Annotated in this window: 26 protein-coding genes and 1 pseudogene; 22 read left to right on the forward strand and 5 right to left on the reverse strand. The window is 65.9% G+C overall.

What is annotated here, in order from left to right; genetic code table 11:
- Positions 1-15: 15 nt before the first annotated feature.
- From M2282_RS19390 to M2282_RS19455, 14 genes are all read left to right on the forward strand, one after another.
- Positions 16-888 (forward strand): M48 family metallopeptidase, encoded by an 873-nt coding sequence (locus tag M2282_RS19390; protein WP_280810405.1) that lies wholly within the window; start codon positions 16-18, stop codon positions 886-888.
- 211 nt (positions 889-1,099) lie between these two features.
- Positions 1,100-2,818: an allophanate hydrolase gene (atzF, locus tag M2282_RS19395; RefSeq protein ID WP_280810406.1), complete on the forward strand. Its 1,719-nt coding sequence runs from the start codon at positions 1,100-1,102 to the stop codon at positions 2,816-2,818.
- Positions 2,819-2,839: 21 nt separating this feature from the next.
- Positions 2,840-3,838: an ABC transporter substrate-binding protein gene (locus tag M2282_RS19400; RefSeq protein WP_280810407.1), complete on the forward strand. Its 999-nt coding sequence runs from the start codon at positions 2,840-2,842 to the stop codon at positions 3,836-3,838.
- Between the two features lie 2 nt (positions 3,839-3,840).
- The gene (locus tag M2282_RS19405; RefSeq protein ID WP_280810408.1) at positions 3,841-4,668 is read left to right on the forward strand and encodes an ABC transporter permease; all 828 of its coding nucleotides are present in this window, start codon (positions 3,841-3,843) and stop codon (positions 4,666-4,668) included.
- Entirely contained in the window at positions 4,665-5,498 is an 834-nt protein-coding gene (locus M2282_RS19410) for an ABC transporter ATP-binding protein (protein ID WP_280810409.1), read from the forward strand. The genes M2282_RS19405 and M2282_RS19410 overlap by 4 nt, the downstream gene beginning before the upstream one ends.
- Positions 5,495-5,875 carry an oxalurate catabolism protein HpxZ gene (hpxZ, locus tag M2282_RS19415; RefSeq protein WP_280810410.1) on the forward strand — a complete coding sequence of 127 codons (381 nt, stop codon included), beginning with the start codon at positions 5,495-5,497 and terminating at the stop codon, positions 5,873-5,875. The genes M2282_RS19410 and hpxZ overlap by 4 nt, the downstream gene beginning before the upstream one ends.
- A gap of 44 nt (positions 5,876-5,919) precedes the next feature.
- Positions 5,920-7,038, forward strand: coding sequence for a BMP family ABC transporter substrate-binding protein (locus M2282_RS19420; protein ID WP_280810411.1), 1,119 nt, complete (start codon positions 5,920-5,922; stop codon positions 7,036-7,038).
- An 11-nt stretch (positions 7,039-7,049) separates the two neighbouring features.
- On the forward strand, positions 7,050-8,111 hold the full coding sequence (locus M2282_RS19425) for an ABC transporter permease (RefSeq protein ID WP_280810412.1): 1,062 nt from the start codon (positions 7,050-7,052) through the stop codon (positions 8,109-8,111).
- Entirely contained in the window at positions 8,108-9,031 is a 924-nt protein-coding gene (locus M2282_RS19430; RefSeq protein ID WP_280810413.1) for an ABC transporter permease, read from the forward strand. The genes M2282_RS19425 and M2282_RS19430 overlap by 4 nt, the downstream gene beginning before the upstream one ends.
- A 5-nt stretch (positions 9,032-9,036) precedes the next feature.
- Positions 9,037-10,029 carry a formamidase gene (locus M2282_RS19435; RefSeq protein WP_280810414.1) on the forward strand — a complete coding sequence of 331 codons (993 nt, stop codon included), beginning with the start codon at positions 9,037-9,039 and terminating at the stop codon, positions 10,027-10,029.
- 8 nt (positions 10,030-10,037) lie between these two features.
- Positions 10,038-10,724, forward strand: coding sequence for a biuret amidohydrolase (biuH, locus tag M2282_RS19440; protein WP_432422916.1), 687 nt, complete (start codon positions 10,038-10,040; stop codon positions 10,722-10,724).
- A 7-nt stretch (positions 10,725-10,731) separates the two neighbouring features.
- The gene (locus tag M2282_RS19445) at positions 10,732-12,330 is read left to right on the forward strand and encodes an ABC transporter ATP-binding protein (RefSeq protein WP_280810416.1); all 1,599 of its coding nucleotides are present in this window, start codon (positions 10,732-10,734) and stop codon (positions 12,328-12,330) included.
- 311 nt (positions 12,331-12,641) lie between these two features.
- A complete protein-coding gene (locus M2282_RS19450) occupies positions 12,642-13,310 on the forward strand; it encodes a cysteine hydrolase family protein (RefSeq protein WP_280810417.1) in 669 nt (222 codons plus the stop codon).
- 29 nt (positions 13,311-13,339) lie between these two features.
- A complete protein-coding gene (locus tag M2282_RS19455; RefSeq protein ID WP_280810418.1) occupies positions 13,340-14,083 on the forward strand; it encodes a GntR family transcriptional regulator in 744 nt (247 codons plus the stop codon).
- Positions 14,084-14,134: 51 nt separating this feature from the next.
- On the opposite strand, the gene M2282_RS19460 is transcribed toward M2282_RS19455, so the two are convergent.
- The 3 genes from M2282_RS19460 to M2282_RS19470 form a co-directional block, all read right to left on the reverse strand.
- Positions 14,135-14,800: a carboxymuconolactone decarboxylase family protein gene (locus tag M2282_RS19460; RefSeq protein WP_280810565.1), complete on the reverse strand. Its 666-nt coding sequence runs from the start codon at positions 14,798-14,800 to the stop codon at positions 14,135-14,137.
- A gap of 88 nt (positions 14,801-14,888) precedes the next feature.
- Positions 14,889-15,338: a (R)-mandelonitrile lyase gene (locus M2282_RS19465; RefSeq protein ID WP_280810566.1), complete on the reverse strand. Its 450-nt coding sequence runs from the start codon at positions 15,336-15,338 to the stop codon at positions 14,889-14,891.
- A 68-nt stretch (positions 15,339-15,406) separates the two neighbouring features.
- Positions 15,407-15,808, reverse strand: a complete 402-nt coding sequence (locus M2282_RS19470; protein WP_280810419.1) for a (R)-mandelonitrile lyase — start codon at positions 15,806-15,808, stop codon at positions 15,407-15,409.
- A 98-nt stretch (positions 15,809-15,906) separates the two neighbouring features.
- Here M2282_RS19470 and M2282_RS19475 point away from each other — a divergent pair, with 98 nt between their 5' ends.
- A complete protein-coding gene (locus M2282_RS19475; protein ID WP_280810420.1) occupies positions 15,907-16,830 on the forward strand; it encodes a LysR family transcriptional regulator in 924 nt (307 codons plus the stop codon).
- On the opposite strand, the gene M2282_RS19480 is transcribed toward M2282_RS19475, so the two are convergent.
- Positions 16,814-17,713, reverse strand: a complete 900-nt coding sequence (locus M2282_RS19480) for a LysR family transcriptional regulator (protein WP_280810421.1) — start codon at positions 17,711-17,713, stop codon at positions 16,814-16,816. The two genes, M2282_RS19475 and M2282_RS19480, sit on opposite strands and share 17 nt — an antisense overlap.
- Positions 17,714-17,992: 279 nt before the next feature.
- On the opposite strand from M2282_RS19480, the gene M2282_RS19485 reads away from it, so the two are divergent.
- The 4 genes from M2282_RS19485 to M2282_RS19500 all read left to right on the forward strand — a co-directional run bounded on the left by M2282_RS19485 (position 17,993) and on the right by M2282_RS19500 (position 21,309).
- Positions 17,993-19,027, forward strand: a complete 1,035-nt coding sequence (locus M2282_RS19485) for an alpha/beta hydrolase (protein ID WP_348541742.1) — start codon at positions 17,993-17,995, stop codon at positions 19,025-19,027.
- Positions 19,028-19,119: 92 nt separating this feature from the next.
- Positions 19,120-20,250 (forward strand): MFS transporter, encoded by a 1,131-nt coding sequence (locus M2282_RS19490; protein WP_280810567.1) that lies wholly within the window; start codon positions 19,120-19,122, stop codon positions 20,248-20,250.
- Complete coding sequence (locus tag M2282_RS19495; protein ID WP_280810423.1) at positions 20,247-20,780, forward strand: cyclophilin-like fold protein; 534 nt, start codon at positions 20,247-20,249, stop codon at positions 20,778-20,780. The genes M2282_RS19490 and M2282_RS19495 overlap by 4 nt, the downstream gene beginning before the upstream one ends.
- Before the next feature lie 172 nt (positions 20,781-20,952).
- A complete protein-coding gene (locus tag M2282_RS19500; protein ID WP_280810424.1) occupies positions 20,953-21,309 on the forward strand; it encodes a cyclophilin-like fold protein in 357 nt (118 codons plus the stop codon).
- A gap of 114 nt (positions 21,310-21,423) precedes the next feature.
- Here the strand turns inward: M2282_RS19500 and M2282_RS19505 are convergent, their stop codons facing one another.
- Positions 21,424-22,320: a LysR family transcriptional regulator gene (locus M2282_RS19505; RefSeq protein ID WP_280810425.1), complete on the reverse strand. Its 897-nt coding sequence runs from the start codon at positions 22,318-22,320 to the stop codon at positions 21,424-21,426.
- A 91-nt stretch (positions 22,321-22,411) separates the two neighbouring features.
- Here M2282_RS19505 and M2282_RS19510 point away from each other — a divergent pair, with 91 nt between their 5' ends.
- The 3 genes and pseudogenes from M2282_RS19510 to M2282_RS19520 form a co-directional block, all read left to right on the forward strand.
- Positions 22,412-22,732 carry a hypothetical protein gene (locus M2282_RS19510; RefSeq protein WP_280810426.1) on the forward strand — a complete coding sequence of 107 codons (321 nt, stop codon included), beginning with the start codon at positions 22,412-22,414 and terminating at the stop codon, positions 22,730-22,732.
- Positions 22,733-22,771: 39 nt separating this feature from the next.
- Positions 22,772-23,623: an SDR family oxidoreductase gene (locus M2282_RS19515; RefSeq protein ID WP_280810427.1), complete on the forward strand. Its 852-nt coding sequence runs from the start codon at positions 22,772-22,774 to the stop codon at positions 23,621-23,623.
- A 16-nt stretch (positions 23,624-23,639) separates the two neighbouring features.
- Positions 23,640-23,867 (forward strand): annotated as a pseudogene (locus tag M2282_RS19520) ((2Fe-2S)-binding protein); the annotation flags it as partial.
- Positions 23,868-23,967 lie beyond the last annotated feature (100 nt).

The following is a 23,967-nucleotide window of genomic DNA, read 5'->3' on the forward strand; positions in this document are numbered from 1 at the left end:
TATGATCCGCCCCCTATGTGCACACGATGCGAACGCCTCATTTCCGCCACCTCCGCCGCCTCCCCTGCCTCGCCCTGGCAGCCGCGAAGGGCCTTCCTGCTGGCCGCGGCCGGAGCGGCCGCCGCGGCTGTGGGCGGTCCGGCGTTCGCGCAGGTCAACGTCGGCAACGCCTCGGTGGCGCGCAACCTCGTGCCGGCAGACAAGATCGAGGCGGCCGGCGTCCAGCAGTACGGCCAGCTGCTAGCGCAGGCCCGTGCCAAGAACGCGCTCGCCGGCGACAACAACGCGCAACTGCAGCGGCTGCGCACCATCGCGCAGCGGCTCATTCCCTTCGCCACGCCCTGGAACACCCGGGCGCGCGAATGGAAGTGGGAGGTCAACCTGATCGGCAGCAAGCAGATCAACGCCTTCTGCATGCCCGGTGGCAAGATCGCCTTCTTCACCGGCATCCTCGAACAGCTCAAGCTGAGCGACGACGAGGTCGCGATGGTGATGGGCCACGAGATGGCCCACGCGCTGCGCGAACACGCCCGCGCCCGCATGGCCAAGAGCGCCGGCACCGGCGCGGCGCTGTCCATCGGCGCGCAGCTGCTCGGCCTGGGCCAGGTGGGCGATCTGGCGGCGCGTGCCGGCACGCAGCTCATCACGCTCAAGTTCAGCCGCAGCGACGAGACCGAGGCCGACCTCGTGGGGCTCGAACTCGCGGCGCGCGCGGGCTATGACCCGAAGGCCTCGGTCTCGCTGTGGAACAAGATGGCCACCGCCTCGAAGAACCAGGGCGGGCTGAGCTTTCTGTCGACCCACCCGAGCGGCACCGACCGGATCGCGAAGCTCGAAGCGAACATCCCGAAGGTCGAAAGCCTCTACCGCAACGCCAAGCGCAGCTGAGCCTCAGGCTCCCTGCATGACTCCCTCTCCCCTTGGGGAGAAGGCGGGGGTGAGGGCGGCGGCCTTCATATAAGGGGGCCGCTCCTCATCGCCGGCACCTCGCCCTCACCCCCCCAAGGGGAGAGGGAGCAAGTCCCCGATTGCCATCACGGCCCTCGTCCCGGCTGGCACATTGCTTGCATCTCGACTTGTACACAAGTTTGGATGCCTGATGATGGTGCATGAACCCGACCCGCTGACCGCCGCTGCCTGGATCGCGAAATTCGCGGCGCCCGTGGCCGGTGCCGAAACTGCCGAGACCCCCGGCGTGACCCTGCCGCTCGCCGGGCTGCGCTTCGCGGTCAAGGACAACATCGATGTGGCCGGCGTGCCCACCACCGCCGCCTGCCCGGCCTTCGACCGCCGGCCCACGGCACATGCGGCCGTGGTGCAGCGGCTGCTCGAAGCCGGTGCATCGCTGGCCGGCAAGACCAATCTCGACCAGTTCGCTTGCGGCCTGAACGGCACGCGCTCGCCGTATGGCGAAGTGCCCAATGCCTTCGATGCCCGTTATGTCTCGGGCGGCTCCAGTTCGGGCTCGGCCTATGTGGTGGCCGCAGGCGAGGTCGACTTCGCCCTCGGCACCGACACCGCCGGCTCGGGCCGCGTGCCCGCCGGGCTCAACAACATCGTCGGCCTCAAGCCCTCGCGCGGGCTGCTCAGCACCTTCGGCGTGGTGCCGGCAGCACAGAGCGCGGACTGCGTTTCGATCTTCGCGCGCACCGTCGCGCTGGCCGTCGACGTGATGCTGGCCGCCGCGGGCCACGACCCGCGCGACCCTTATTCGCGCGACATCGCCATGCGCCGCAAGCCGTTTCCTGCGCACTTCAGCTTCGGCGTGCCGGACACGCTGAGCTTCTTCGGCGACACCGCTGCCGAAGAAGCCTTCCGCGATGCGCAGGCCAAGCTCGTCGCGCTGGGCGGCACGGCCGTCACCATTCCCTATGCGCCGCTCGCCGAAGCAGCCGCGCTGCTCTATGAAAGCGCGCTCGTCGCAGAGCGCTACGCCGCCGTGCGCGAGTTCTTCGATGCGCATGCCGACGAGGTGATCGAGCCGGTGCGCAGCATCCTCGCGAGCGGCAAAGGCTACGTGGCCGCGGACGTGTTCGAAGCGCAAACGCAATTGCGCGCCATCGCGCAACAGGTCGAACCGATGTGGCGCGACATCGACGTGCTGCTCGTGCCCACCGCGCCCACGCACTACACGCGCGAGCAGATGCGCGCCGACCCGGTCGTGCTCAACCGCAACCTCGGCGCGTACACCAACTTCGTCAACCTGCTCGACTACGCGGCGCTCTCGGTGCCGAGCAGCCTGCGTGCGGACAGCCTGCCGTTCGGCATCACGCTGATCGGCCCGAGCGGCAGCGACCTCGCGCTGGCCGACCTCGGCCAGCGCTACCACCACGCGACCGGCCTCACGCAGGGCGCGACCGGCCAGCCGCTCCCCGCGCCGCGCCCCGTGCCCTGTCTCGCGGCACCGGCACCGCAGACCCTCGCCATCGCGGTGGTCGGCGCCCATCTCTCGGGCATGCCGCTCAACGGCCAGCTCACCGAACGCGGCGCCACGCTGCTGCGCGCCACGACCACTTCGGCCGCCTACCGCCTCTTCGCGTTGCCCGGCACCACGCCGCCCAAACCCGGCCTGCAGCGCAGTGCGGAAGGCGGTGCCGCCATCGCGCTGGAGGTGTGGGCCATGCCCATCGCGCAGGTCGGCAGCTTTCTCGCTTTGATCCCGCCACCGCTGGGCCTCGGCAGTGTCGAGCTGGCCGACGGCAGCTGGGTGAACGGCTTCATCTGCGAGGGCCACGCACTGGCCGACGCACAGGACGTGACCCACCACGGCGGCTGGCGTGCCTATGTGGCGAGCCGTGCCGCCACCCTTTCCAACTGATCGACCGATCCAGGAGCCCCGATGAGCACCCTCGAAAAATCTTCCGCATCACGCCGCCAGTTGTTGCAGGCCGGTGCCGCGGGCCTGGCCGTGCTGGCCGCGCCGGCCATCGTGCGCGCGCAGGCCGCGCCCAAGCTGCGCATCGGCTTCTGGCCTGTGGCTGCGGGCTTGCCTTTCTTCGCCGCGGTGGACAGGGGTTACTTCAAGGAAGCGGGCCTCGACGTCGAGCCGCTGAAGTTCGCCGGTGCGCAGCAGGTGATGGAGGGCATGCTCGCGGGCCGCTGCGACGGCAGCGCGAACGGCACCGGCTCGGCCAACCTTGCCATCGGCGAGATCGCGCAGCCCGGCCTCTTCAAGATCTTCTGCACCAACCCGAGCAACGCGAAGTTCGTGCTCGACGAATTCATCGTCGCCAAGGACAGCCCCGTCAAGACGATGGCCGAGTTGGCCGGCAAGAAGGTCGCCTCGGGCCCCGGCATCCAGAACGTCACGCTGTGCAAGACCATGCTGGAGCGCGCGGGCGCCAAGGGCGCGGTCGTGAGCGAGCTGCCCATCGGCCAGCATGTGGCCGCGCTGGTCGCGGGCCAGGTCGATGCCTGCTACACGCTGGAGCCCACAGGCACGGTCGGGCGCATGAACGGCACCACGCGCGTCATCGAGGCCGGCGTGGTCGCCAAATACATCCTCGGCGATCCGATGGCGCCATGGCACGGCGGTGCGGCCAGCCTCATCACCGAGTTCATCAAGAAGAACCCGGAGGTCGCGAAGAAGTACATCGCCGCGTATGCGCGCGGCGTGGAGCTGGTCCGCACCAAACCCGACGATGCGCGCCAGCACATGAAGGGCTACACCGCCATCGAAGGCAAGCTCACGGCCGAAGTGCCGCTCGCCTCGTACATGCTCTACAACGAGTTCAAGCCGAGCGACGTCGCGTACTTCCAGAAGTTCTACGACCTGTTCACCGACAAAGGCATCTTCGAGAAGAAGGTGCTGGTGGACGGCCTCCTCTACAAGGCGTGACCATGGCCGACGCAAGCACGACCACGGCCGCGCCGTGGACACCGCCGGCCAGCCTCAACGCCGTCGCGCCCAAGCCGCCGCTGCGCGACCGGATGCTGCCCTTCATCGGCCCCGTGGTGCTGTTCATCGTGTGGGACCTGGTGGTGCGCCTGGGCTTCATCAAGCCGATTCTTCTGCCCACGCCCGCCGACACCATCGCCGCGCTGATCACGGGTCTCGCGGGCGGGCCGCTGCTCACCGACTTCGCGATGACGGTCTGGCGCACCTTGCAGGCCTTTCTCATCGCGGCGGTGGTCGGCGTACCGCTGGGCGTGCTGCTCGGCAGCAACGAGAAGGCGTACCGCAGCGTGGAGTTCCTGATCGACTTCTTCCGCTCGACGCCGTCGTCCGCGCTCATTCCGCTGTTTCTGCTGATCTTCGGCGTGAGCGACGTCAACAAGATCGCCATCGCGGCCTTCGGCGCGCTGCTCATCGTGGTGTTCAACAGCGCCTACGGTGTCATCAATGCCAGGAAGCAACGCGTGATGGCAGCGAAGGTCATGGGCGCCTCGCGCTGGCAGGTCTTCAAGGATGTGCTGATCTGGGAGAGCCTGCAGCCCAGCTTCGTCGGCCTGCGCTCGGCGGTGTCGATGGCGCTGGTGATCGTCATCGTGGCCGAGATGTTCATCGGCTCCGACACGGGCCTGGGCCACCGCATCATCGATGCGCAGCAGGTGCTCAACGTGAAGAGCATGTATGCGGCAATCCTTGCAGCCGGTGCGCTGGGCTACGCGCTCAACATCCTCTTTCTCGTCGCCGAGCGCCGCATCGTGCACTGGAGCGGAAGATGAAAGTCACACCCGACATCGTCATCAACGGCCCGGTGTATGCCGACGTGCCCAAGCCGGTCTTCAAGCCCGGCCCCGCCGGCACGCACATCACCATCCGCGGCCTGACCAAGTACTTCGCGGGCTGGCCGCTGTACGAGAACTTCGACCTGGACATTCCCAAGCACCGCATCGTCTCGGTGTTCGGGCCCAACGGCTGCGGCAAGTCCACGCTCATCAACATGATCGCGGGGCTGGTGCCCATCGATTCGGGCGAGATCCTGTTCGACGGCAAGCAGCGCAAGGACACCAAGATCGGCTACGTGTTCCAGAACTACCGCGAGGCAATGTTCCCGTGGATGCGCACCATCGACAACATCGCCTATCCGCTGAAGCTCGAAGGGCGCAGCAAGGCCGAGGTCGACCGGCGCATGGAGGAACTCGTGGCGTCGTTCGACGTGAAGTTCGACCTGAAGCGCTTTCCGTACGAACTCTCGGGCGGCCAGCAGCAGACCGCATCGATCATGCGCGCGCTCGCGCCCAACCCCGAGGTGCTGTTCCTCGACGAGCCCTTCTCCGCGCTGGACTTCGAGATGACGCTCTTCATCCGCGAGAAGCTGCAGGAGGTGTTCATGAAGACCGGCACCACGATGCTGCTGGTGTCGCACGACCTCGAGGAGGCCGTCTACCTCGCCGACGAAGTGCTGTTGCTGACCAAGCGCCCCACCAAGGTGGCCGAGATCCTGCGCTACGGCGATGCGCGCCCGCGCACCATCGAGACGCTCAGCACCGAGAGCTTCGTCGCGATGAAGAAGCTGAGCCTGGACATCTTCCAGCGCGAGGTGCGCCGATGACGCTGGAGATCAACCTTCCCGAGGTGCATGCCGAGGTCAGCGCCGTATTCGCGCGCTACGAAGAAGCGCTCGTGACCAACCAGCGCGCCGTGCTCGACGAACTGTTCTGGAACAGCCCGCACACGCTGCGCTACGGCTTCTCCGAGAACCACTACGGCCACGCCGACATCCGCGCCTTTCGCGCTTCGCTGCCGGTGCAGAGTCCGCCGCGCGAGCTGCTGCGCACCGTCATCACCACCTACGGCCGCGACTTCGCGACCGCGAACGTCGAGTTCCGCCGCGAAGGCAGCCGCCAGGTCGGCCGCCAGAGCCAGACCTGGATACGCACCGCCGACGGCTGGCGCGTGGCCGCCGCCCACGTGAGCCTGCCGGCCTGAGCGGCACATTTTTTGCACCTCCCTTCACTTCTTGAAAGAACGCCATGACTAGCCCACTCAATCGCCGCGATTCCCTCAAGTCCCTGGCCGCGCTCGGCGCCGCCGGCACCCTCGGAGGCTGGAGTGCCTTCGCCAGCGCACAGGCCAAGCCGCTGACCGTCGGCGTGATCTACGTCGGCGCGCGCGACGACTACGGCTACAACCAGGCGCACGCCATGGCCGCGGCCGAAATCAAGAAGCTGCCCGGCGTGAAGGTGGTGGAAGAAGAGAACGTGCCCGAGACTGCGGCCGTGCAGAAGACCATGGCCGGCATGATTTCGCAGGACGGCGCCAAGCTCCTGTTCCCCACTTCGTTCGGCTACTTCGATCCGCACATCCTGGCCGTGGCGCCCAAGTACCCCGACGTGCGCTTCTCGCACTGCGGTGGCCTGTGGACCGAAGGCAAGCACCCGAAGAACGCGGGCAGCTTCTTCGGCTACATCGACGAGTGCCAGTTCCTCAACGGCGTGATCGCCGCGCACATGACCAAGAGCAACAAGATCGCCTTCGTCGCCGCCAAGCCCATTCCGCAGGTGCTGCGCAACATCAACGCCTTCACGCTCGGTGCGCGCTCGGTCAAGCCGAACATCACCTGCAGCGTGATCTTCACCGGCGACTGGTCGATGGCCGTGAAGGAGGCCGAGGCCACCAACAGCCTGGCCGACCAGGGCTGCGACGTGTTCACCATGCATGTGGACGGCCCCAAGGTGGTGGTCGAGACAGCAGCCAAGCGCGGCAAGATGGTCTGCGGCTACCACGCGAGCCAGGCCAAGCTGGCACCCAATGCGTACCTCACGGGCGCCGAGTGGAACTGGCTCACCGCCTACAAGACCGCCATCGACGCCGCGCAGGCCGGCAAGCCGCATCCCAACTTCCTGCGTGGCGGCCTGAAGGAGGGCTACGTGAAGATGTCCGCCTACGGCCCCATGGTGCCGGACGCCGCGAAGAAGCAGGCCGACGACATCAAGGCCAAGATGATCGCGGGCACCTTCGACATCTTCAAGGACGGCATCAAGGACAACAAGGGCGCGGTCGTGGTGCCCGCCGGCAAAGTCCTGAAGCAGACCGACCTGGAGCTCGAGAAGATGAACTACCTCGTCGAAGGCGTCATCGGCTCGGCCTGAGCTCGACCTCCATGCGTCACGCGCTCAAGGAATTCGCCCTGCCGGTGTTCGCCATCGCGGCGGCGCTGCTGCTGTTCGGCGTGCTCGTCGCCTTTGCCGGCGTCGATCCGGTGGAAGTGTGGGCGACGCTCTTCAAGGGCGCGTTCGGCGACTGGTTCTCATGGCAGAACACGCTGCAGCGCGCGGCGCCGCTGATGCTCACCGCGCTGTGCGTGGCGCTGCCCGCGCGTGCGGGGCTGATCGTCATCGGCGGCGAGGGCGCGCTGGTGTTCGGCGGCCTGGCCTGCGCGGCGCTGGCGCATGCGGTGCCGTTGCCCGCCAACGTCGTCGGCACGATGATCGTCTGCATCGCGGGTGCGCTGGCCGGCGCGCTGTGGATCTCGCTCGCGGGCTGGCTGCGCCAGTACCGCGGCATCAACGAAACCATCAGCAGCCTGCTGCTGGCCTACATCGCCATCGGCATCTTCAAGCACCTGGTCGAAGGGCCGCTGCGCGATCCGGCGAGCCTGAACAAGCCATCGACGTACGCGCTGAACGACGGGCTGCTGATCGGCGGCATCGGTGGCTCCGACGTGCACTGGGGCTTCGTGATCGGCGTGGTGGCCTGCCTCGGCCTCGGCTGGTGGCTGCGCGCGACCGCCTCGGGCTTTTCGGTGCGCGTGGTCGGCGGCAATCCGCGCACCGCGCAGCTCGTGGGCCTGCCGGCCACGCGGCTCATCCTCGGTGCCTGCGGACTCGGCGGCGCCTGCGCGGGGCTCGCGGGCGCGGTCGAGGTGGCGGCGGTGCACACCAATGCCAATGCCTCGCTGATCGCGGGCTATGGCTACGCGGGCATCCTGGTGTCGTTCATCGCGCGGCACAACCCGGTGGCCATCGTGCCGGTGGCGATCCTGTTCGGCGGCTTCGGTGCGGCGGGCAGCCTGCTGCAGCGGCGGCTCGGGTTGCCCGATGCCTCTGTGCTGGTGCTGCAGGGCATCGCGTTCGTGCTGATCCTCGCGAGCGAGGGCTTGCGCATGATCGACTGGAAGGCGCTGCGCACGCGCATGTTCCGCGCCTCGGGGAGCCCTGCATGACCGCTGACCAGTGGATCGCCCTCGTGGCCGGCATCGTCGGCGGTGCGTTGCGCGTGGGCGCACCTTTTCTTTTCGTGAGCCTGGGCGAATGCCTCACCGAGAAATCGGGCCGCATCAATCTCGGGCTCGAAGGCGTGCTGGTGCTGTCGGCGATGGCGGCCTTCGGCGGCGCCTACCTCACCGATTCGGCCTGGCTCGGTGTGCTGATCGGTGCGTTGGCGGGTGCGGTGCTCGCGCTGCTGCACGGCCTTTTGTGCTCGCTCGATCGCGTCAACGACGTGGCGACCGGCATCGCGCTGATGCTGCTCGGCACGGGCCTCGCGTTCTACCTGGGCAAGCCATTGATCCAGCCGCAGGCGCCGCAGATCCCCGCGATACCACTGGGCTTCTGGAGCGACAACACGGTGGTGCGCTCCGCACTGCAGCTCAACGCGCTGGTGCCCATCGGCATCGCGCTCGCGGTGCTGCTCTGGTGGGGCTTCGCACGCACCCGTGCCGGCCTGCTGGTGCGCATGGCGGGCGACTCGGCGCACGCCACGCGCGCGCTCGGCTATTCGGTCTTGGGCCTGCGCATCGCGGCAACCACGGCGGGTGGCTTCATCGCCGGTCTCGGCGGCGCGTCGCTCACGCTGTTCTATCCGGGCAGCTGGAACGAAGGCATCTCGAGCGGCCAGGGCCTGATCGCCGTCGCGCTCGTGATCTTTGCGCGCTGGAGCCCGCTGCGCTGCGTGGGCGCGGCCTTTCTCTTCGGCGGCGCAGGTGCCATCGGCCCCGCGCTGCAGTGGATCGGCATCGGCTGGGGCTACCACCTCTTCAACACCGTGCCCTATGTGCTCACGCTGGTGATCCTGGTGCTCACCTGCAAGCCGGGCAGCGCGGCCATCGGCAGCCCCGGCGAACTTTCTTCGACAAGGAACTGAACACCATGAGCGGTCTGGGTGGCCTCAACAAATCGGCGCACGGCGTCGTCGTCGGCCTGGTGCAGTTGCAACTGCCGAACGTGAAGACGCCGGCCGACCTGGCCGCGCAGACGCAGCGCATCTGCGAGATGGTGGGCAAGGCGCGCCGCAACCAGTCGACGATGGACCTCGTGGTGTTCCCGGAGTACGCGCTGCACGGCCTCTCGATGGACACCAACCCCGAGATCATGTGCACGCTCGACGGCCCCGAGGTCGCGGCCTTCAAGCGCGCGTGTGTCGAGCACCGCATCTGGGGCTGCTTCTCGATCATGGAAGCCAACCCCGGCGGCAACCCGTACAACAGCGGCCTCGTCATCGACGACCAGGGCGAGATCAAGCTTTACTACCGCAAGCTGCACCCATGGGTGCCGGTCGAACCGTGGGAGCCCGGCAACCTCGGCATTCCGGTGTGCGACGGCCCCAACGGCAGCAAGCTCTCGCTCATCATCTGCCACGACGGCATGTTCCCCGAGATGGCACGCGAGGCTGCGTACAAAGGCGCCGACATCATCCTGCGCACGGCCGGCTACACCGCGCCGATCCGGCATGCGTGGAAGATCACCAACCAGGCCAACGCCTTCTGCAACCTCGCCTACACCGCGAGCGTGTGCCTCTGCGGCAGCGACGGCAGCTTCGACTCGATGGGCGAGGGCATGTTCTGCAATTTCGACGGCACGGTGCTGGTCGAGGGCGGCGGGCGCGTCGACGAGATCATCACCGCCGAACTGCGGCCCGACCTCGTGCATGAGGCACGCACCGGCTGGGGTGTGGAGAACAACATCTACCAGCTCTACCACCGCGGTTATGTCGCGGTGAAGGGCGGCGCGCAGGACTGCCCCTACACCTACATGCACGACATGGCCGCCGGCACCTACAAGTTGCCGTGGAGCACCGACGTGAAGGTGACCGACGGCACGAGCTGCGGCTTCGCGCCGCCGGAACGCAACTACCAAGGATGAGCACCGCCATGACCACCATCGCTTCCGAGCCCTATGCCTGGCCCTACAACGGCGACCTGCGCCCCGAGAACACCGCGCTGATCGTGATCGACATGCAGACCGACTTCTGCGGCAAGGGCGGCTATGTCGATGTGATGGGCTACGACCTGTCGCTGGTGCAGGCGCCCATCCAACCGATCGCGCGCACGCTCGCCGCATTGAGGCCGCTGGGCTTTCACATCATCCACACGCGCGAAGGCCACCGGCCCGACCTTGCGGACCTGCCGGCCAACAAGCGCTGGCGTTCGCGCCAGATCGGCGCCAACGGCGTGGGCATCGGCGACGACGGCCCGTGCGGCCGCATCCTCGTGCGCGGCGAGCCGGGCTGGGACATCATTCCCGAACTCGCGCCGCTGCCCGGCGAGGTGGTGATCGACAAGCCCGGCAAGGGCTCGTTCTATGCGACCGACCTGGAGCTCATCCTGCGCACGCGCGGCATCGAGAACCTGATCCTCGCGGGCATCACCACCGACGTGTGCGTGCACACCACGATGCGCGATGCGAACGACCGCGGCTTCGAATGCCTCTTGCTGTCGGACTGCACGGCCGCCACCGACCACGGCAACCATCTCGCGGCGCTGAAGATGATCACGATGCAGGGCGGCGTGTTCGGCGCGCACACGACCTCGCAGCAGCTGCTGGCCGCGCTGGGTTGATGAACCCATGAGCACCGTCGCTCTCCATGCCATTGGCGCGCTGCCCGCGGGCAGTGGTGCGCTCGCGCTCGATACCTACGAACTGACCAAGCGCTTCGGCGCCTTCACCGCGATGGACCGCGTGACCATGCGCGTGGAGCCCGGCACGGTGCATGCGCTGCTCGGCGAGAACGGCGCCGGCAAGAGCACGCTGGTGAAGTGCGTGGCCGGTTTCCAGCGCGCGGAGGAGGGCAGCATCCTGATCGACGGGCGCGAGCAGGACATCGCCAACCCCATCGTCGCGCGCGCGCTGGGCATCGGCATGGTCTACCAGCACTTCACGCTGGCACCGGGCATGACGGTGGCCGAGAACCTGCTGCTGGCCGGCGGCAAGACGCCCCCGCTGATCGACTGGAAGACCAAGCGCGCGGAGCTGAAGGCGTTTCTCGCCACCACGCCTTTCAGCCTGGACCTCGATGTGCGGCCGTCGGAGCTTGCGGCGGGCGAGAAGCAGAAGCTGGAACTGCTCAAGCAGCTCTACCTGAAGCCGCGCCTGCTGATCCTCGACGAGCCCACCTCGGTGCTCACGCCGCAGGAGGCCGACGAGGTGCTGGGCCATGTGCGCGAGTTCGCGCGCAGCGGCCTGTGCACCGTGCTCATCATCACGCACAAGTTCCGCGAGGTGATGGCCTATGCGGACAGCGTGACGGTGCTGCGCAGGGGCAAGGCGGTGCATCACTGCCGCGTGGCGGACACGAGCCCGGCGCAGTTGGCGCAGGCCATGATGGGCGGTGAGGACGCGGTGCTTTCCGCGCCGCCTGCATCGCCCGTCGCCAGGAAGCCTGTGTCCGATGCGGCGCCCGTTGCGCTGAAGGTCGAAGGCCTCAAGGCACAGGGCGACCGCGGCACGCTCGCGCTGCATGACCTGAGCCTTTCAGTGCGCGCGGGAGAAATCCTCGGCGTGGCGGGCGTCTCCGGCAACGGGCAGCGCGAACTGGTCGAAGCCCTGGTCGGGCAACGCCCGCGGCTGGCCGGCCGCGTGACCGTGATGGGCCAGCCCTACAACGCGCGCCGTGCCGAGAACCGCAGCCTCAAGGTGCGCAGCCTTCCCGAAGAGCCGCTGCGCAACGCCTGCGTGGGCGACTTGAGCGTCGCGGAGAACATGGCGCTGCGCGACTTCGACAGGCCGCCGTTGTCGCGCAGCGGCGTGCTGAATTTTCCGTTCTGGCGCAACCGTGCGCGCGAGTGGATCGCCGAGTACGGCGTCAAGACGCAGGGCGAGGGCGCGCCGATCCGCAGCCTCTCGGGGGGCAACGTGCAACGCGCGGTGCTGGCGCGAGAGTTGGCTGGCGACATCAACGTGCTGATTGCGGCGAACCCGGTGTTCGGACTCGACTTTGCTGCCGTGGCCGAAATCCATTCACGCATCGTGCAGGTGCGGGAGAAGGGCGGGGCGGTGTTGCTGATCAGCGAAGACCTCGATGAACTGCTGGAGCTAGCGGACCGGATCGTCGTGATGAGCGAGGGGCGGATCGTGTTCGAGACTGCGGCTGCGGGAGCTGAAAGGCATGTGATCGGGGCGCACATGGGTGGTGGGCATCATGAGCCTTTGAAGGCGGTTGCATGAGTGCACTGCTTTTTGTCGGGAGTCCGCCCGCTCCGCGTCGCACACCGGGCTCCAAGGTGGGGTGTTCGCCGTCGATGCGTCCGCGGCGATGGGCTGTGTGTCCCCGGTCGGCCGTTGAGGCACCGCCGAGCAGCGCAGCGACAGGCGGATCAGGGCTCGCAGCTGTTTGAGCGCAACGCAGTGGAGCGAGTTCTGCGAGACCCCGCCTGTCGTGAGCAGCGCAGGGAAGCCCGAAGGGCCGGTGACGTCGGCCGGCCGGGGACACACAGCCCATCGCCGAGTCCCCGCCCTCAAAACCAAAGAGACGCCACATGCACATAGAAGCAAACCCCTTCGCCTATGAGTTCGAATTGGAAAAGACAGCCCTGGTCCTCATCGACATGCAGCGCGACTTCATCGAACCCGGTGGCTTCGGCGAAACGCTGGGCAACGACGTGTCGCTGCTCGAAGCCATTGTGCCGGCCACGAAGGCGGCTTTGCAGGCGTGGAGAAATGCAGGTGGTCTGGTGATTCACACCAGGGAAGCGCACAAGCCCGATCTCTCCGACTGCCCGCCCGCCAAACGCAACCGCGGCAACCCGAGCTTGCGCATCGGCGACGCGGGCCCGATGGGCCGCATCCTCGTCGCCGGCGCGCCCGGGAGCCAGATCATCGAGGCGCTCGCACCGGTCGACGGCGAGATCGTCATCGACAAGCCCGGCAAGGGCATGTTCTACGCCACCGGCCTGCATGAGCTGCTGCAGCAACGCGGCATCACGCACCTGCTGTTCGGCGGCGTCACCACCGAGGTCTGCGTGCAGACCAGCATGCGCGAAGCCAACGACCGCGGTTACGACAGCCTGCTGCTCGAAGACTGCACCGAGAGCTACTTTCCGGCCTTCAAGGCGGCGACGCTCGAGATGATCCGCGCCCAGGGCGCGATCGTCGGCTGGACCGCGCCGAGTGCGGCACTGCTCGCGGCGCTGGACAGCGCGAACTGAGACCGGTGCCAGCGACTACCATCCCCCACGTGTCTACCGTCCGACCCCCCTCCGCTTCCACCGCCGCACCCGTTGCCGATACGGCCGTTTTCCGCACACGCGCCGACGAGGTCTATGCGCAGCTCAAGCGCGACGTGGCCGAGTTCATCCTCGTGCCCGGCGACCGCTTCACCGAGAACGAGATCAGCGACCGGCTCGGCGTGTCGCGCACGCCGGTGCGGCAGGCGCTGTTCCGGCTGCAGCAGGAGGGCTTTGTCGAAGTGCTGTTCCGCAGCGGCTGGCGTGTGCTGCCGTTCGACTTCGATCAGTTCGAACAGCTTTACGACCTTCGCATGGTGCTGGAGACCACCGCGGTGCACCGCATCTGCGAAGCCGACCATCGCGTCGATCGCAGCCTGCTCGACACGCTGGCCGGCATCTGGCTCGTGCCGGCGGTCGAGCGCAGCACCGACACCGCGCAGGTGGCGCAGTGGGACGAGGCCTTTCATTGCTCGCTGGTGGCCGCTGCCGGCAACGCCGAGATGGCGCGCGTGCACAGCGACGTGACCGACCGCATCCGCATCATCCGCCGGCTCGACTTCACGCAGCAGCCGCGCATCGAGGCCACTTACGACGAGCACGCGAAGATCCTCAAGGCGATCCGCGCGAACCGCGGAGATCAGGCCGCGATGCTGCTGCGCGCGCACATCGAGACCAGCCAGGCGGAGGTGCGCAAGATCACGCTGCACCAGGTGCATCTGGCGCGGCATGCGGTGAAGACGGCGCCGCGCTGAACGGACGAATCAGAGCGATTGCCGGTCTGGCCAGGTGGGCTTCCAGGCTTGTTATTGTCTGGCTCGCACCGCAATTTGACGCGCAAGCGCTTCTCGCGCTCTTCCTGCCGCTTCCGCATCGACCCTCTCGGCCAGCACTTGCGCCAACTGGGTCAACTGACTGGCCGTGAGGCCCACGTTCATGCTGATGCCCATGTGCGATTGGACCTGCGAATCGGCGCCCTGCAACGAGGACAGCATCGCGACGGTCGCGAGCTCACGGCTCTGCCAGTCGAGGTTGTCGCGCTCGAAGATGTCGCCGAACAGATGCGTCTTGAGGAATTCGTCGATGGCTGGCGCAAACTCGAAAAGCGCCCCTTTCACGGGACTGCCCGCAAGTTGCGTCTGATTGGTCGTGCCGGCAGCCAGCAAGGCATCGCCCCTGGGGATGACGCGACCCGGAACCTGTCCCTGCGCGTCCTTCAGCCCGCGTTGCTTGCGAGCCTCGACCACCTTCATGAACTCACCCAGTGCATTCAGGCTGCGCGGGAATCCGGCATACGCATAGAGCTGGACCAGGATTTCCTTGGTGTCGTTCACGGTGAGTCCGGCGTCGAGGCCCTGGTTCAATGCAGCATGGAGACGAAGCATGTCGCCCGTTGCGCCGAACGCTGCGATCGGAACGATGGCCTGCTGGCGTACGGAGAGAGATTTCGAACTGGGGTGCTGCTGGGTCATGGCGGGTACTTTCTGTGCGGTTGCGTCTGCCTGGCTGAACAGGGCTGCAAAGCCCAGCGCAAGGCTGGCGCCGACGCGCGATGAACGACTAGCGTGCGGTGTACTGCTCATCGCTGACCTTTTCCATCCATTCCACGTTCTTGCCGCCCAGCGTGCCTGTGACCGCGAGGTGCGTCATGGCCGTCGTGGGAGAGGCGCCATGCCAGTGCTTGACCCCTGGAGGACACCAGACCACGTCGCCCGGCCGGATTTCCTGGATGGGCTTGCCCCATTCCTGCGTTCGACCCACGCCCGAGACAACGACGAGGTGCTGGCCCGCGGCATGGGTGTGCCAGGCGGAACGCGCACCGGCTTCGAAGGTCACGTTGGCGCCTGCCGCGTTGATGTTGGCATCCGCGGGCCAGATCGGATCGACTCTCGCGCGGCCGGTAAAGAAAGCATCCGGCCCGGCAGCGGACGGCTGCGATCCCGCCCGGGTGATCTGCATGCCGACCGTCGCCGCAGAAGGCTGCGCAGCTGCGACAAGCGCCTGTGTCATCGCAAGACAGACGAAGATTCGGCGTAGATGGTTGCTCAAGGTTGGAACTCCAGGATTCGTGAATTGATTCAAGGTGCTGCCAGGTACTCGGCGTCGGTAACGTGTTCCAGCCAATCGACGTTTCGCCCGTCGAGCGCCTCCGCCACGGAGATGTGCGTCATGGCGGTCGTCGCGGTCGCGCCGTGCCAATGCTTGTGACCGGGCGGACACCAGATGACGTCGCCTGCGCGAATCTCGACAATCGGCTCGCCTTCGCACTGCGTCCAGCCGCAACCTGCCGTGACGATCAATGTCTGGCCCAGCGGATGTGTATGCCAGGCGGAACGCGCGCCCGGCTCGAATGTGATGCTGGCGCAGGATGCGCGCGCCGGGGGCGGTGGGGCGTTCAGCATGTCGATGCGGACAGTGCCGGTGAAGGACTCTGCGGGTCCTCTGGCGGATGGCTGTGTGCCGGGGCGGATGAGCTTCATTGGGATGTACTTTCTGGAACGGTCATCGAACTTTATGGTCGACCCTCTTGGCTGAGAAGACAGCAAAATCGGGATGCCCATGTGCAAAGGACTCACCAATGGCCAAGGAAAACCTGAATGACCTGCAGGCGTTCGTGGTGGTCGCGCGCGAGCGCAGCTTCACCCGTGCCGCCGCGCAGATGGGCCTGTCGAGATCTGCGCTGAGCCACGCGATGCTGGCGCTCGAAGCGCGCCTGGGGGTGCGGCTTCTCACCCGCACCACCCGGAGCGTTTCAACCACGCAAGCCGGTGCACGCCTGCTCGACACAGTGGCACCGCGGCTCCAGGAGATCGAAGCCGAGCTGGGCCAGCTCAGCGCGATGCGCGACAAGCCGGCCGGCACGGTGCGCATCACGGCGCATGACCATGCGATCACCACCGTGCTCTGGCCGCGGTTGCTGCCTTTGCTCAAGCAGTACCCCGACGTCCAGATCGAGTTCAGCGTCGACTACGCCTTCACGGACATCGCGTCTCACCGTTTCGACGCTGGTGTGCGAGTGGGCGACCGCGTGGACAAGGACATGGTGGCAGTGCGCATCTCGACGGACCTGCGCATGGCCGTCGCCGCTTCGCCGGATTACCTTGCGGGCCAATCGATTCCGAAGAAGCCGCAGGATCTGACGGCGCACCGCTGCGTCAATCTGCGGCTGCCTACCCAGGGCAATCTTTATGCATGGGATTTCCAGAAAGGGAAGAAGTCGTTGAACGTGCGAGTGCAGGGCCAGACGGTTTTTAACAACACCTCATTGATGCTTCAAGCGGCACTGGACGGGATGGGCTTCGCGTTCGTGCCCTTCGATCTGATGCAGCCGCACATCGAGGCTGGCCGGCTCGTTCCGGTGCTGGAAGATTGGTGGCCGACCTTTCCGGGCTATCACCTCTACTACGCGAACCGGCGCCAGATTGCGCCGGCCCTGGCGCTGGTGATCGAGGCGCTGAGGCATCGCGGACCCGAGCGCATCGCCGCTACCGCGAAGCGCTGAAGCGCAGCGCCTTCACCACCAGCGAAAAGGCCGGAGACGGCTGTCGCTTGCTGGGGTAGTACAGGTGATAGCCGGCGAACTTGGGGCACCAGTCCTGCAGCACGCGAACCAGCCGCCCCGATTCGATGTGCGACATCAGTTCATCTTCCGGCAGCAGCGAGATGCCGAGTCCGGCCAATGCCGCGTCCACCTGGGGCGGTGCGGTGTTGAAGATCAGCGGTCCATCGACGCGAACGTTGACCTTGCGACCGCGCTTCTCGAAGTCCCAGACATACAGCCCACCCGACGTCGGCATGCGCTGGTTGATGCACTGGTGCGACGTGAGATCGGCCGGCGTCCTGGGAATGGGATTGACGGCGAAGTAGTCGGGTGACGCCACCACCGCCATCTGCAGCGCCGGGCCGATGGGCACGGCGATCATGTCGTTGTCGATCGTGTTGCCCATGCGCACGCCCGCATCGAAGCGGTCGGCCACGATGTCGCGAAAGCTGTAGTTCATGTCGAACTCCAGCTTGATGTCGGGGTACTCGCGCAGCAGCGGCGCGAGCTTGGGAAGCAGCACCGTGTGCAGCACGTTGTCGCCGCAGGTGATGCGCACGGTACCTGCGGGCTTGTCGCGCAGCTCGGTCAATGCCTCGAGTTCAGCCTCGATCTCGTCGAAACGGTGGCCGATCGCCTTCATGAGCCGCTCGCCGGCCGACGTCGGCGCAACGCTGCGCGTGGTGCGCGTGAGCAGGCGGATCTGCAGCCCTTCTTCCAGGCCGCGTATCGCCTGGCTGAGCGCCGATTGCGTGACGCCAAGTGTGCCGGCCGCTTTGGTGAAGCTGCCTTCCCGAGCCACCGTCACGAAGGCAAGCAGGTCGTTGAGATTGCGTCTTGGCATGTCGGTCTCCGCGGCATGAACTGATTAGTCGAGCTAATAAATGTATTAAGCATTCATTACCTAGTCAATCTTGGCACAGCTCGGCAAACTTCCTCAACGGTGCAAAAAGCACCCATCGAGCAAGGCAGGGCGTACACGCCCGCCGTACATCTTCAAAGGACATCGACCATGAAAACTTCCACAACCGGCGACTTCGCCGCAGTCGCAGGGCATGCCGGCAACACATCGGATCGCCGCGAGTTCCTGAGGATGGCCGGCACGGGCGTGGCTGCCGTCGGCATGCTGTCGACAGCCGGCGCCACATTGGCGGCGGCGCCGCCGAAGAAGGGCACCCAGTTGCCCAACGGTGCCGACAATTTCTACACGAGCGACCAGGTCACCGTGCAGAAGGTCAGCTTCAAGAACCAGTACCAGATGACCGTTGCCGCGAACCTCTTCGTTCCCAAAGCGCTGGACCGCAAGAAGCGCACCGCGGCGATCGTCGTCGGTCATCCGATGGGAGCGGTGAAGGAGCAAAGCGCCAACCTGTATGCGACCAAGATGGCAGAGCAGGGCTTCGTGACGCTGTCGCTGGACCTCGCGTTCTGGGGTGGCAGCGACGGCCAGCCGCGCAACGCGGTCTCGCCCGACATGTACGCCGAGAGCTTCAGCGCTGCAGTCGACTACCTGGGCAGCCAGGCGTTCGTGGACAAGCAGCAGATCGGTGCCATCGGCGTATGCGGCAGCGGCAGCTTCGTCATCAGTGCCGCGAAGATCGACCCGCGCATGAAGGCGATTGCCACGGTGAGCATGTACGACATGGGAGCGGCCAACCGCGATGCGCTCAACCACTCGCAAACGGTCGAGCAGCGCAAGCAGATCATCGCTGCCGCCGCCGAGCAACGGCAGGCGGAGTTCAACGGTGACGCGGTCCGGTACACCGGCGGCACGGTCCTCGCGCTGGCGGCCGACACGCATCCCATCCAGCGCGAGTTCTTCGATTTCTATCGCACGCCGCGCGGCGAATTCACCCCCAAGGGCGCATCGGCGCGGACCACGACCATGCCGACCTTGACCAGCAACGTCAAGTTCATGAACTTCTATCCGTTCAACGACATCGAGACGATTTCGCCGCGGCCGATGCTGTTCATCACTGGCGACCAGGCGCATTCCAGAGAGTTCAGCGAAGACGCCTACAGGCGCGCTGCCGAGCCGAAGGAGCTGTTCATCGTTCCGGGCGCCGGCCATGTGGATCTGTACGACCGCGTGACGCTGATCCCGTTCGACAAGCTGACATCGTTCTTCAGCAGGCACCTCGGTGCGGCGAGCGCCTGATGACAGCACAAGCCATCGGCAGCTCTGCGGGCAGCGCCGCCTTCGACGAGCGCACGGAAGCGCAGCCCGCCCACTGGGGCGGCGTCTTCGCGATGACCCTGTGCGTCTTCGCGCTGATCGCCTCGGAGTTCATGCCCGTCAGTCTGCTGACCCCGCTGGCGACCGACCTCAAGGTCACCGAAGGCATGGCCGGACAGGGCATCGCCATTTCCGGAGCCTTCGCAGTTCTCACGAGCCTGTCGATCTCGGCGATCGCCGCAACGATCAACCGCAAGACCTTGCTGTTGTCGCTGACCGCGCTGATGTGCCTCTCCGGGGCCATCGTCGCGCTCGCACCCAACTACCTGACGTACATGGCGGGCCGCGCGCTGATCGGTGTGGTGGTCGGTGGTTTCTGGTCCATGTCGGCGGCCACTGCCATGCAGCTCGTGCCACCGTCCAGGGTGCCGCGTGCACTCGCGATCTTCAACAGCGGCAATGCGCTGGCCACCGTGGTGGCGGCGCCGCTGGGCAGCTTCCTCGCCTCGATCATCGGCTGGCGTGGCGCCTTCTTCTGCCTGGTGCCGGTCGCGGCGATCGCATTCGTCTGGCAGTGGTTCAGCCTGCCGACCATGAAGGCACAGGCGCGTGCACACGGCTCGGGCAACGTCTTCAGGCTCTTCAGGAAGCGCTTGGTCGTGCTCGGCATGCTGGCAGTGGGCGTCTTCTTCATGGGGCAGTTCGCGCTGTTCACCTACTTGCGGCCATTCCTCGAGACAGTGACCCAGGTCGACGTGTCGACGCTGTCGCTCGTGCTGCTGACCCTGGGTGTCGCAGGCTTCGTCGGCACCACGGTCATCGGCCATTTCCTGAAGATCGGCTTCTACGGCACGCTGGCGATCATCCCGGTGCTGATGGCAATCATCGCGGCGGCACTCATCGCCTGGGGCGCTTCGGTGACCGTCACGACGGTGCTGCTGGGTGCCTGGGGCCTGGTGGCCACGGCTGCCCCCGTCGGCTGGTGGTTGTGGATCGCACGAACCCTCCCACAGGATGCCGAGGCCGGCGGTGGACTCATGGTGGCGGTGGTGCAGCTCTCCATCGCGCTGGGCTCCACGGTGGGTGGCCTGCTGTTCGACAGCGGCGGCTACCGGGGCACCTTCGCTTTCAGCGCCGGCTTGTTGCTGGTCGGCGCGTTTCTGGTTTTCCTGACAGCGCGTGCCGACCGCACGAAATCAATATGACTCAAAACCTCATTCCGTTTGCCATGACAGCCCAGCCTTGCCGACCGTCGCCCTTGCATCTCGCGGGCTTGTTCATCGGCCTGCTCGCTGCCGGTGGCAGCCAGGCCAACGAGAAGTCGGTTCCGGATTCGCTCGCTGTCCCGGTGGTGATCGCTGCCGCAGCATCCGGCAAAGCCAGGGAGGCACGCATGTGGATGACCGTCGGCGAACGTCGCTTTGCCGTGACCTTGGCCGATACCGAGGCCGCCCGTGCGTTCGCCGCACGGCTGCCGATGACGCTCGACATGAGCGAGCTCAACGGCAACGAGAAAAAGTTCGACTTGCCGGAAAACCTGCCTGCGAACCCGAGTCGACCGGGAACGATCCGGAATGGCGACCTCATGCTGTACGGCACGAACACCGTGGTCGTCTTCTATCTGACCTTCGATTCGCCGTATTCATACACGCGCCTCGGCCGTGTGGACGATCCCGATGCCTTGGCGCAAGCGCTCGGACGGGGCAGCGTCAAGGTCGAGTTCTCAAGGCAATGAACACCCGGCGCGGGACGCGGTTGCGCACAGCGAACAGAAGCTGCATGGTGGGGATTCCGGCAGCCATCGCCAACGCGATCTTTCACGCCACCGGCAAGCGCGTGCGAGATCTACCGATCCCTTCTGAAAAGCTCTTGTGATGACCGATGCTGACCTCGACGCAGGACCTCGCATGAAGATCCGGATCACCGTGGATGGCGATGTCGTTGCGACAGGAACACTCGATGACAACGCCAGTGCCAGGGATTTCGCTGCACTGCTTCCGCTCCATCTGCTTTTGAAGGACTACGCGTCGACAGAAAAGATTGCAGACCTGCCCAGAAGGCTGTCGATGACGGGAGCACCCGAGGCCTGCACGCCTTCTGCAGGTGACATCAGTTTCTACTCGCCGTGGGGCAATCTCGCGATCTTCTACAAGGACGGCCACCTGTCGAGCGGTCTCGTCCGCCTCGGGCGACTTGATTCGGGCGTCGATGCCATGCGTTGCATCGGTCCCTTGGCGGTGAGCGTGGATCTGGCTGAGCGGTAACTACAGGTCGCTTTCCAGAAGGTGCCGACGCATCGACCTCTGCAACCGGCTACCGACAGACGTTTGTCCGGCGGTGTCCGGCGTCCCCTGTAGTCGCTTGCACGACGCAGCTTGTCACTTCGCAGATCGCCCGACAAACTCGATCAAGGCTTTCAGCTTCGTCGGCTGGTCATGCCGGCTTGGGTAGTACAGATAGAAACCGGGAAATGTCGGCGAAAACCTGGTCAGCACGCGCGTCAGGCGCTTGGCTTTGACGAGGGGAGCCGCCAACGCTTCAAAGGTATAGACCAGTCCAACGCCTTCCAGTGCAGCGTCCAGGCCGAACAGCGAGTCGGAAATTGTCAAGCTGCCTTGCACCTCGTACTCGACCGGACGGCCATCGACCTCAAATTCCCATTTGTAGATCGTTCCAGAGCCTGGCCCTCGAAAACGCACGCAGTTATGGCGCACGAGGTCGTTCGGATGACGTGGGGCCGGCACCCGTTTCAGGTAGTCGGGTGAACCGACGACGGCCATCGTCACCGGCCCACCCAGAGGCACAGCCACCATGTCCTGCTGAATGCTTTCACCCAGACGGATGCCGGCGTCGAACCCGCGCTCCACGATGTCGACGAAGCCCTCGTCGTTCGTCAATTCGATGTGCACCTGCGGATGCTCCTGGAAAAAGCCGGCGAGCCGATGCTGCAGCACCATGGCAATCGACACCCGAGCGGCGTTGAGCCGCAGCGTGCCGGCGGGCCGGCCCTGCATCACATTCAGTTCCTCCCCTGCTTCGACGACCTGTCCCAGCGCTGGCCCCACACGCGCAAGGTAAGCCTCTCCCGCCTCCGTGAGGCTCACGCTGCGGGTCGACCTGTTCAACAAGCGAACGCCAAGCCGCGTCTCCAGTTGCCGAATGGTCTGGCTCAAGGCAGAAGGCGAAACCTCCAGTTCCGCGGCCGCCGAGCTGAAGCCCTTGTGCTCGGCCACCTTCCAGAACGCGATCAATCCGTTGAGCTGTTTGAGTTTCATCTTGAAGATTATCTTCAAGCGGCATGCGGTATTAGGGGGTTTTTCTTTTAGATGACGACTTCTACAGTCGGCGCCATCACAAGGATTTCAGATGCCCGGCTTGTTCGACAGCTTCACCCTGAAGCAAATCACCCTTCGCAATCGCATTGCTGCGTCCCCGATGTGCCAGTACCAGGCCAAGGATGGCCCTATCACCGATGCGAAAGACGCCGATCGCGCTGTGCGCGAGAACAAGGTCGATTTCGTGATGGTCGCCCGGCGTCTGCTCGACAACCCTCACTGGCCGCGACAGGCCGCGCGCGAGCTGGGTGTCGTCGAGCAGGTTCTGCCGACACCCTACGCGTACTGGCTACAGAACTGGTCGCCACGTCCCGAACCGACGCTCCCGGTTGCCGCCAGGGAGCCTGCATGACGACTCCGACGCAGCGTTCAACACCTCAAGGAACACACGATGTCTTCGAATGAAAAAGTATGGCTGGTCACCGGCGCTGGCCGCGGCCTCGGAGCGGACATCGTCCGCGCAGCATTGGCGGCCGGACACAAGGTCGTCGCCACGGGCCGCGACCCCGGAAAGCTAGATGCGGCGCTCGGAGCGCACGAGAAGCTGTTGACGCTGAAGCTCGACATCACCAACGTCGACGAAGCCAAAGACGCAACCGAGGCAGCCGTCGCGCGCTTCGGCCGCGTCGACGTTCTGGTGAACAACGCCGGCAACTTCTACGCCGGCTTTTTCGAAGAACTGACGCCGGACCAGATCCGGCAGCAGATCGAAACGCTGCTCTTCGGTCCCATGAACGTGACGCGAGCGGTGCTCCCGGTGATGCGGAAGCAGCGCGCCGGGCTGGTTCTCACGATTTCATCGACCGCAGGGCTGGTCGGTGGAGCCTTCTGCACCGGCTATGCAGCGGGCAAGTTCGGCGTCGAGGGCTGGATGGAGTCCCTCGCCCCGGAGATCGAACCCTTCGGCATCCAGACGATGCTGGTCGAGCCGGGCTTCTTCCGAACCGAGCTGCTGTCCGCCGGGTCCACGACCTTTGCAAAGCCCTCGATCGAGGACTACGCCGATCGCACGGCAGGAACAATCGCGTTTCTGTCCGACCTCGATGGCAAACAGCCGGGCGATCCGGCAAAGCTCGCGAACGCACTGGTGCAGCTGGCCGGACTCGACAAGCCACCGTCACGCTTCGTCGCAGGCAACGACGCGATGGAGCCGATCGCTGCCAAGGCCAATGCGCTGCTGGCACAGATCGATGCGCACCGCGCGCTGTCGGCTTCGCTGGCGACCCAACCGCAGGAGACCTGAAATGTCAGGCATTCGCCCACTCACGCTGGAGGTCAACGGCAAGCGCCATGACCTGCTGCTGGACACCCGTACCACCTTGCTCGACGCCCTTCGCGAGCACGCTTTCCTGACCGGCACCAAAAAGGGCTGCGACCAGGGCCAGTGCGGCGCCTGCACAGTCCACGTGGACGGCGAGCGTGTGCTGAGCTGCCTGACCCTGGCGGCGCAGGCCGAAGGGCGCCGAATCACGACCATCGAGGGCCTCCAAAAATCAACGCGACGCGAGCTTGAAGAGGTCGCGTAGGCATCGGCCTCGAAGCGCTTCGAGCGTGACCTGGATGACTTCCGCTGCGGGTCGAAGGCGC

Source organism: Variovorax boronicumulans, assembly GCF_029892485.1.
Lineage (GTDB): Bacteria > Pseudomonadota > Gammaproteobacteria > Burkholderiales > Burkholderiaceae_C > Variovorax > Variovorax boronicumulans_B.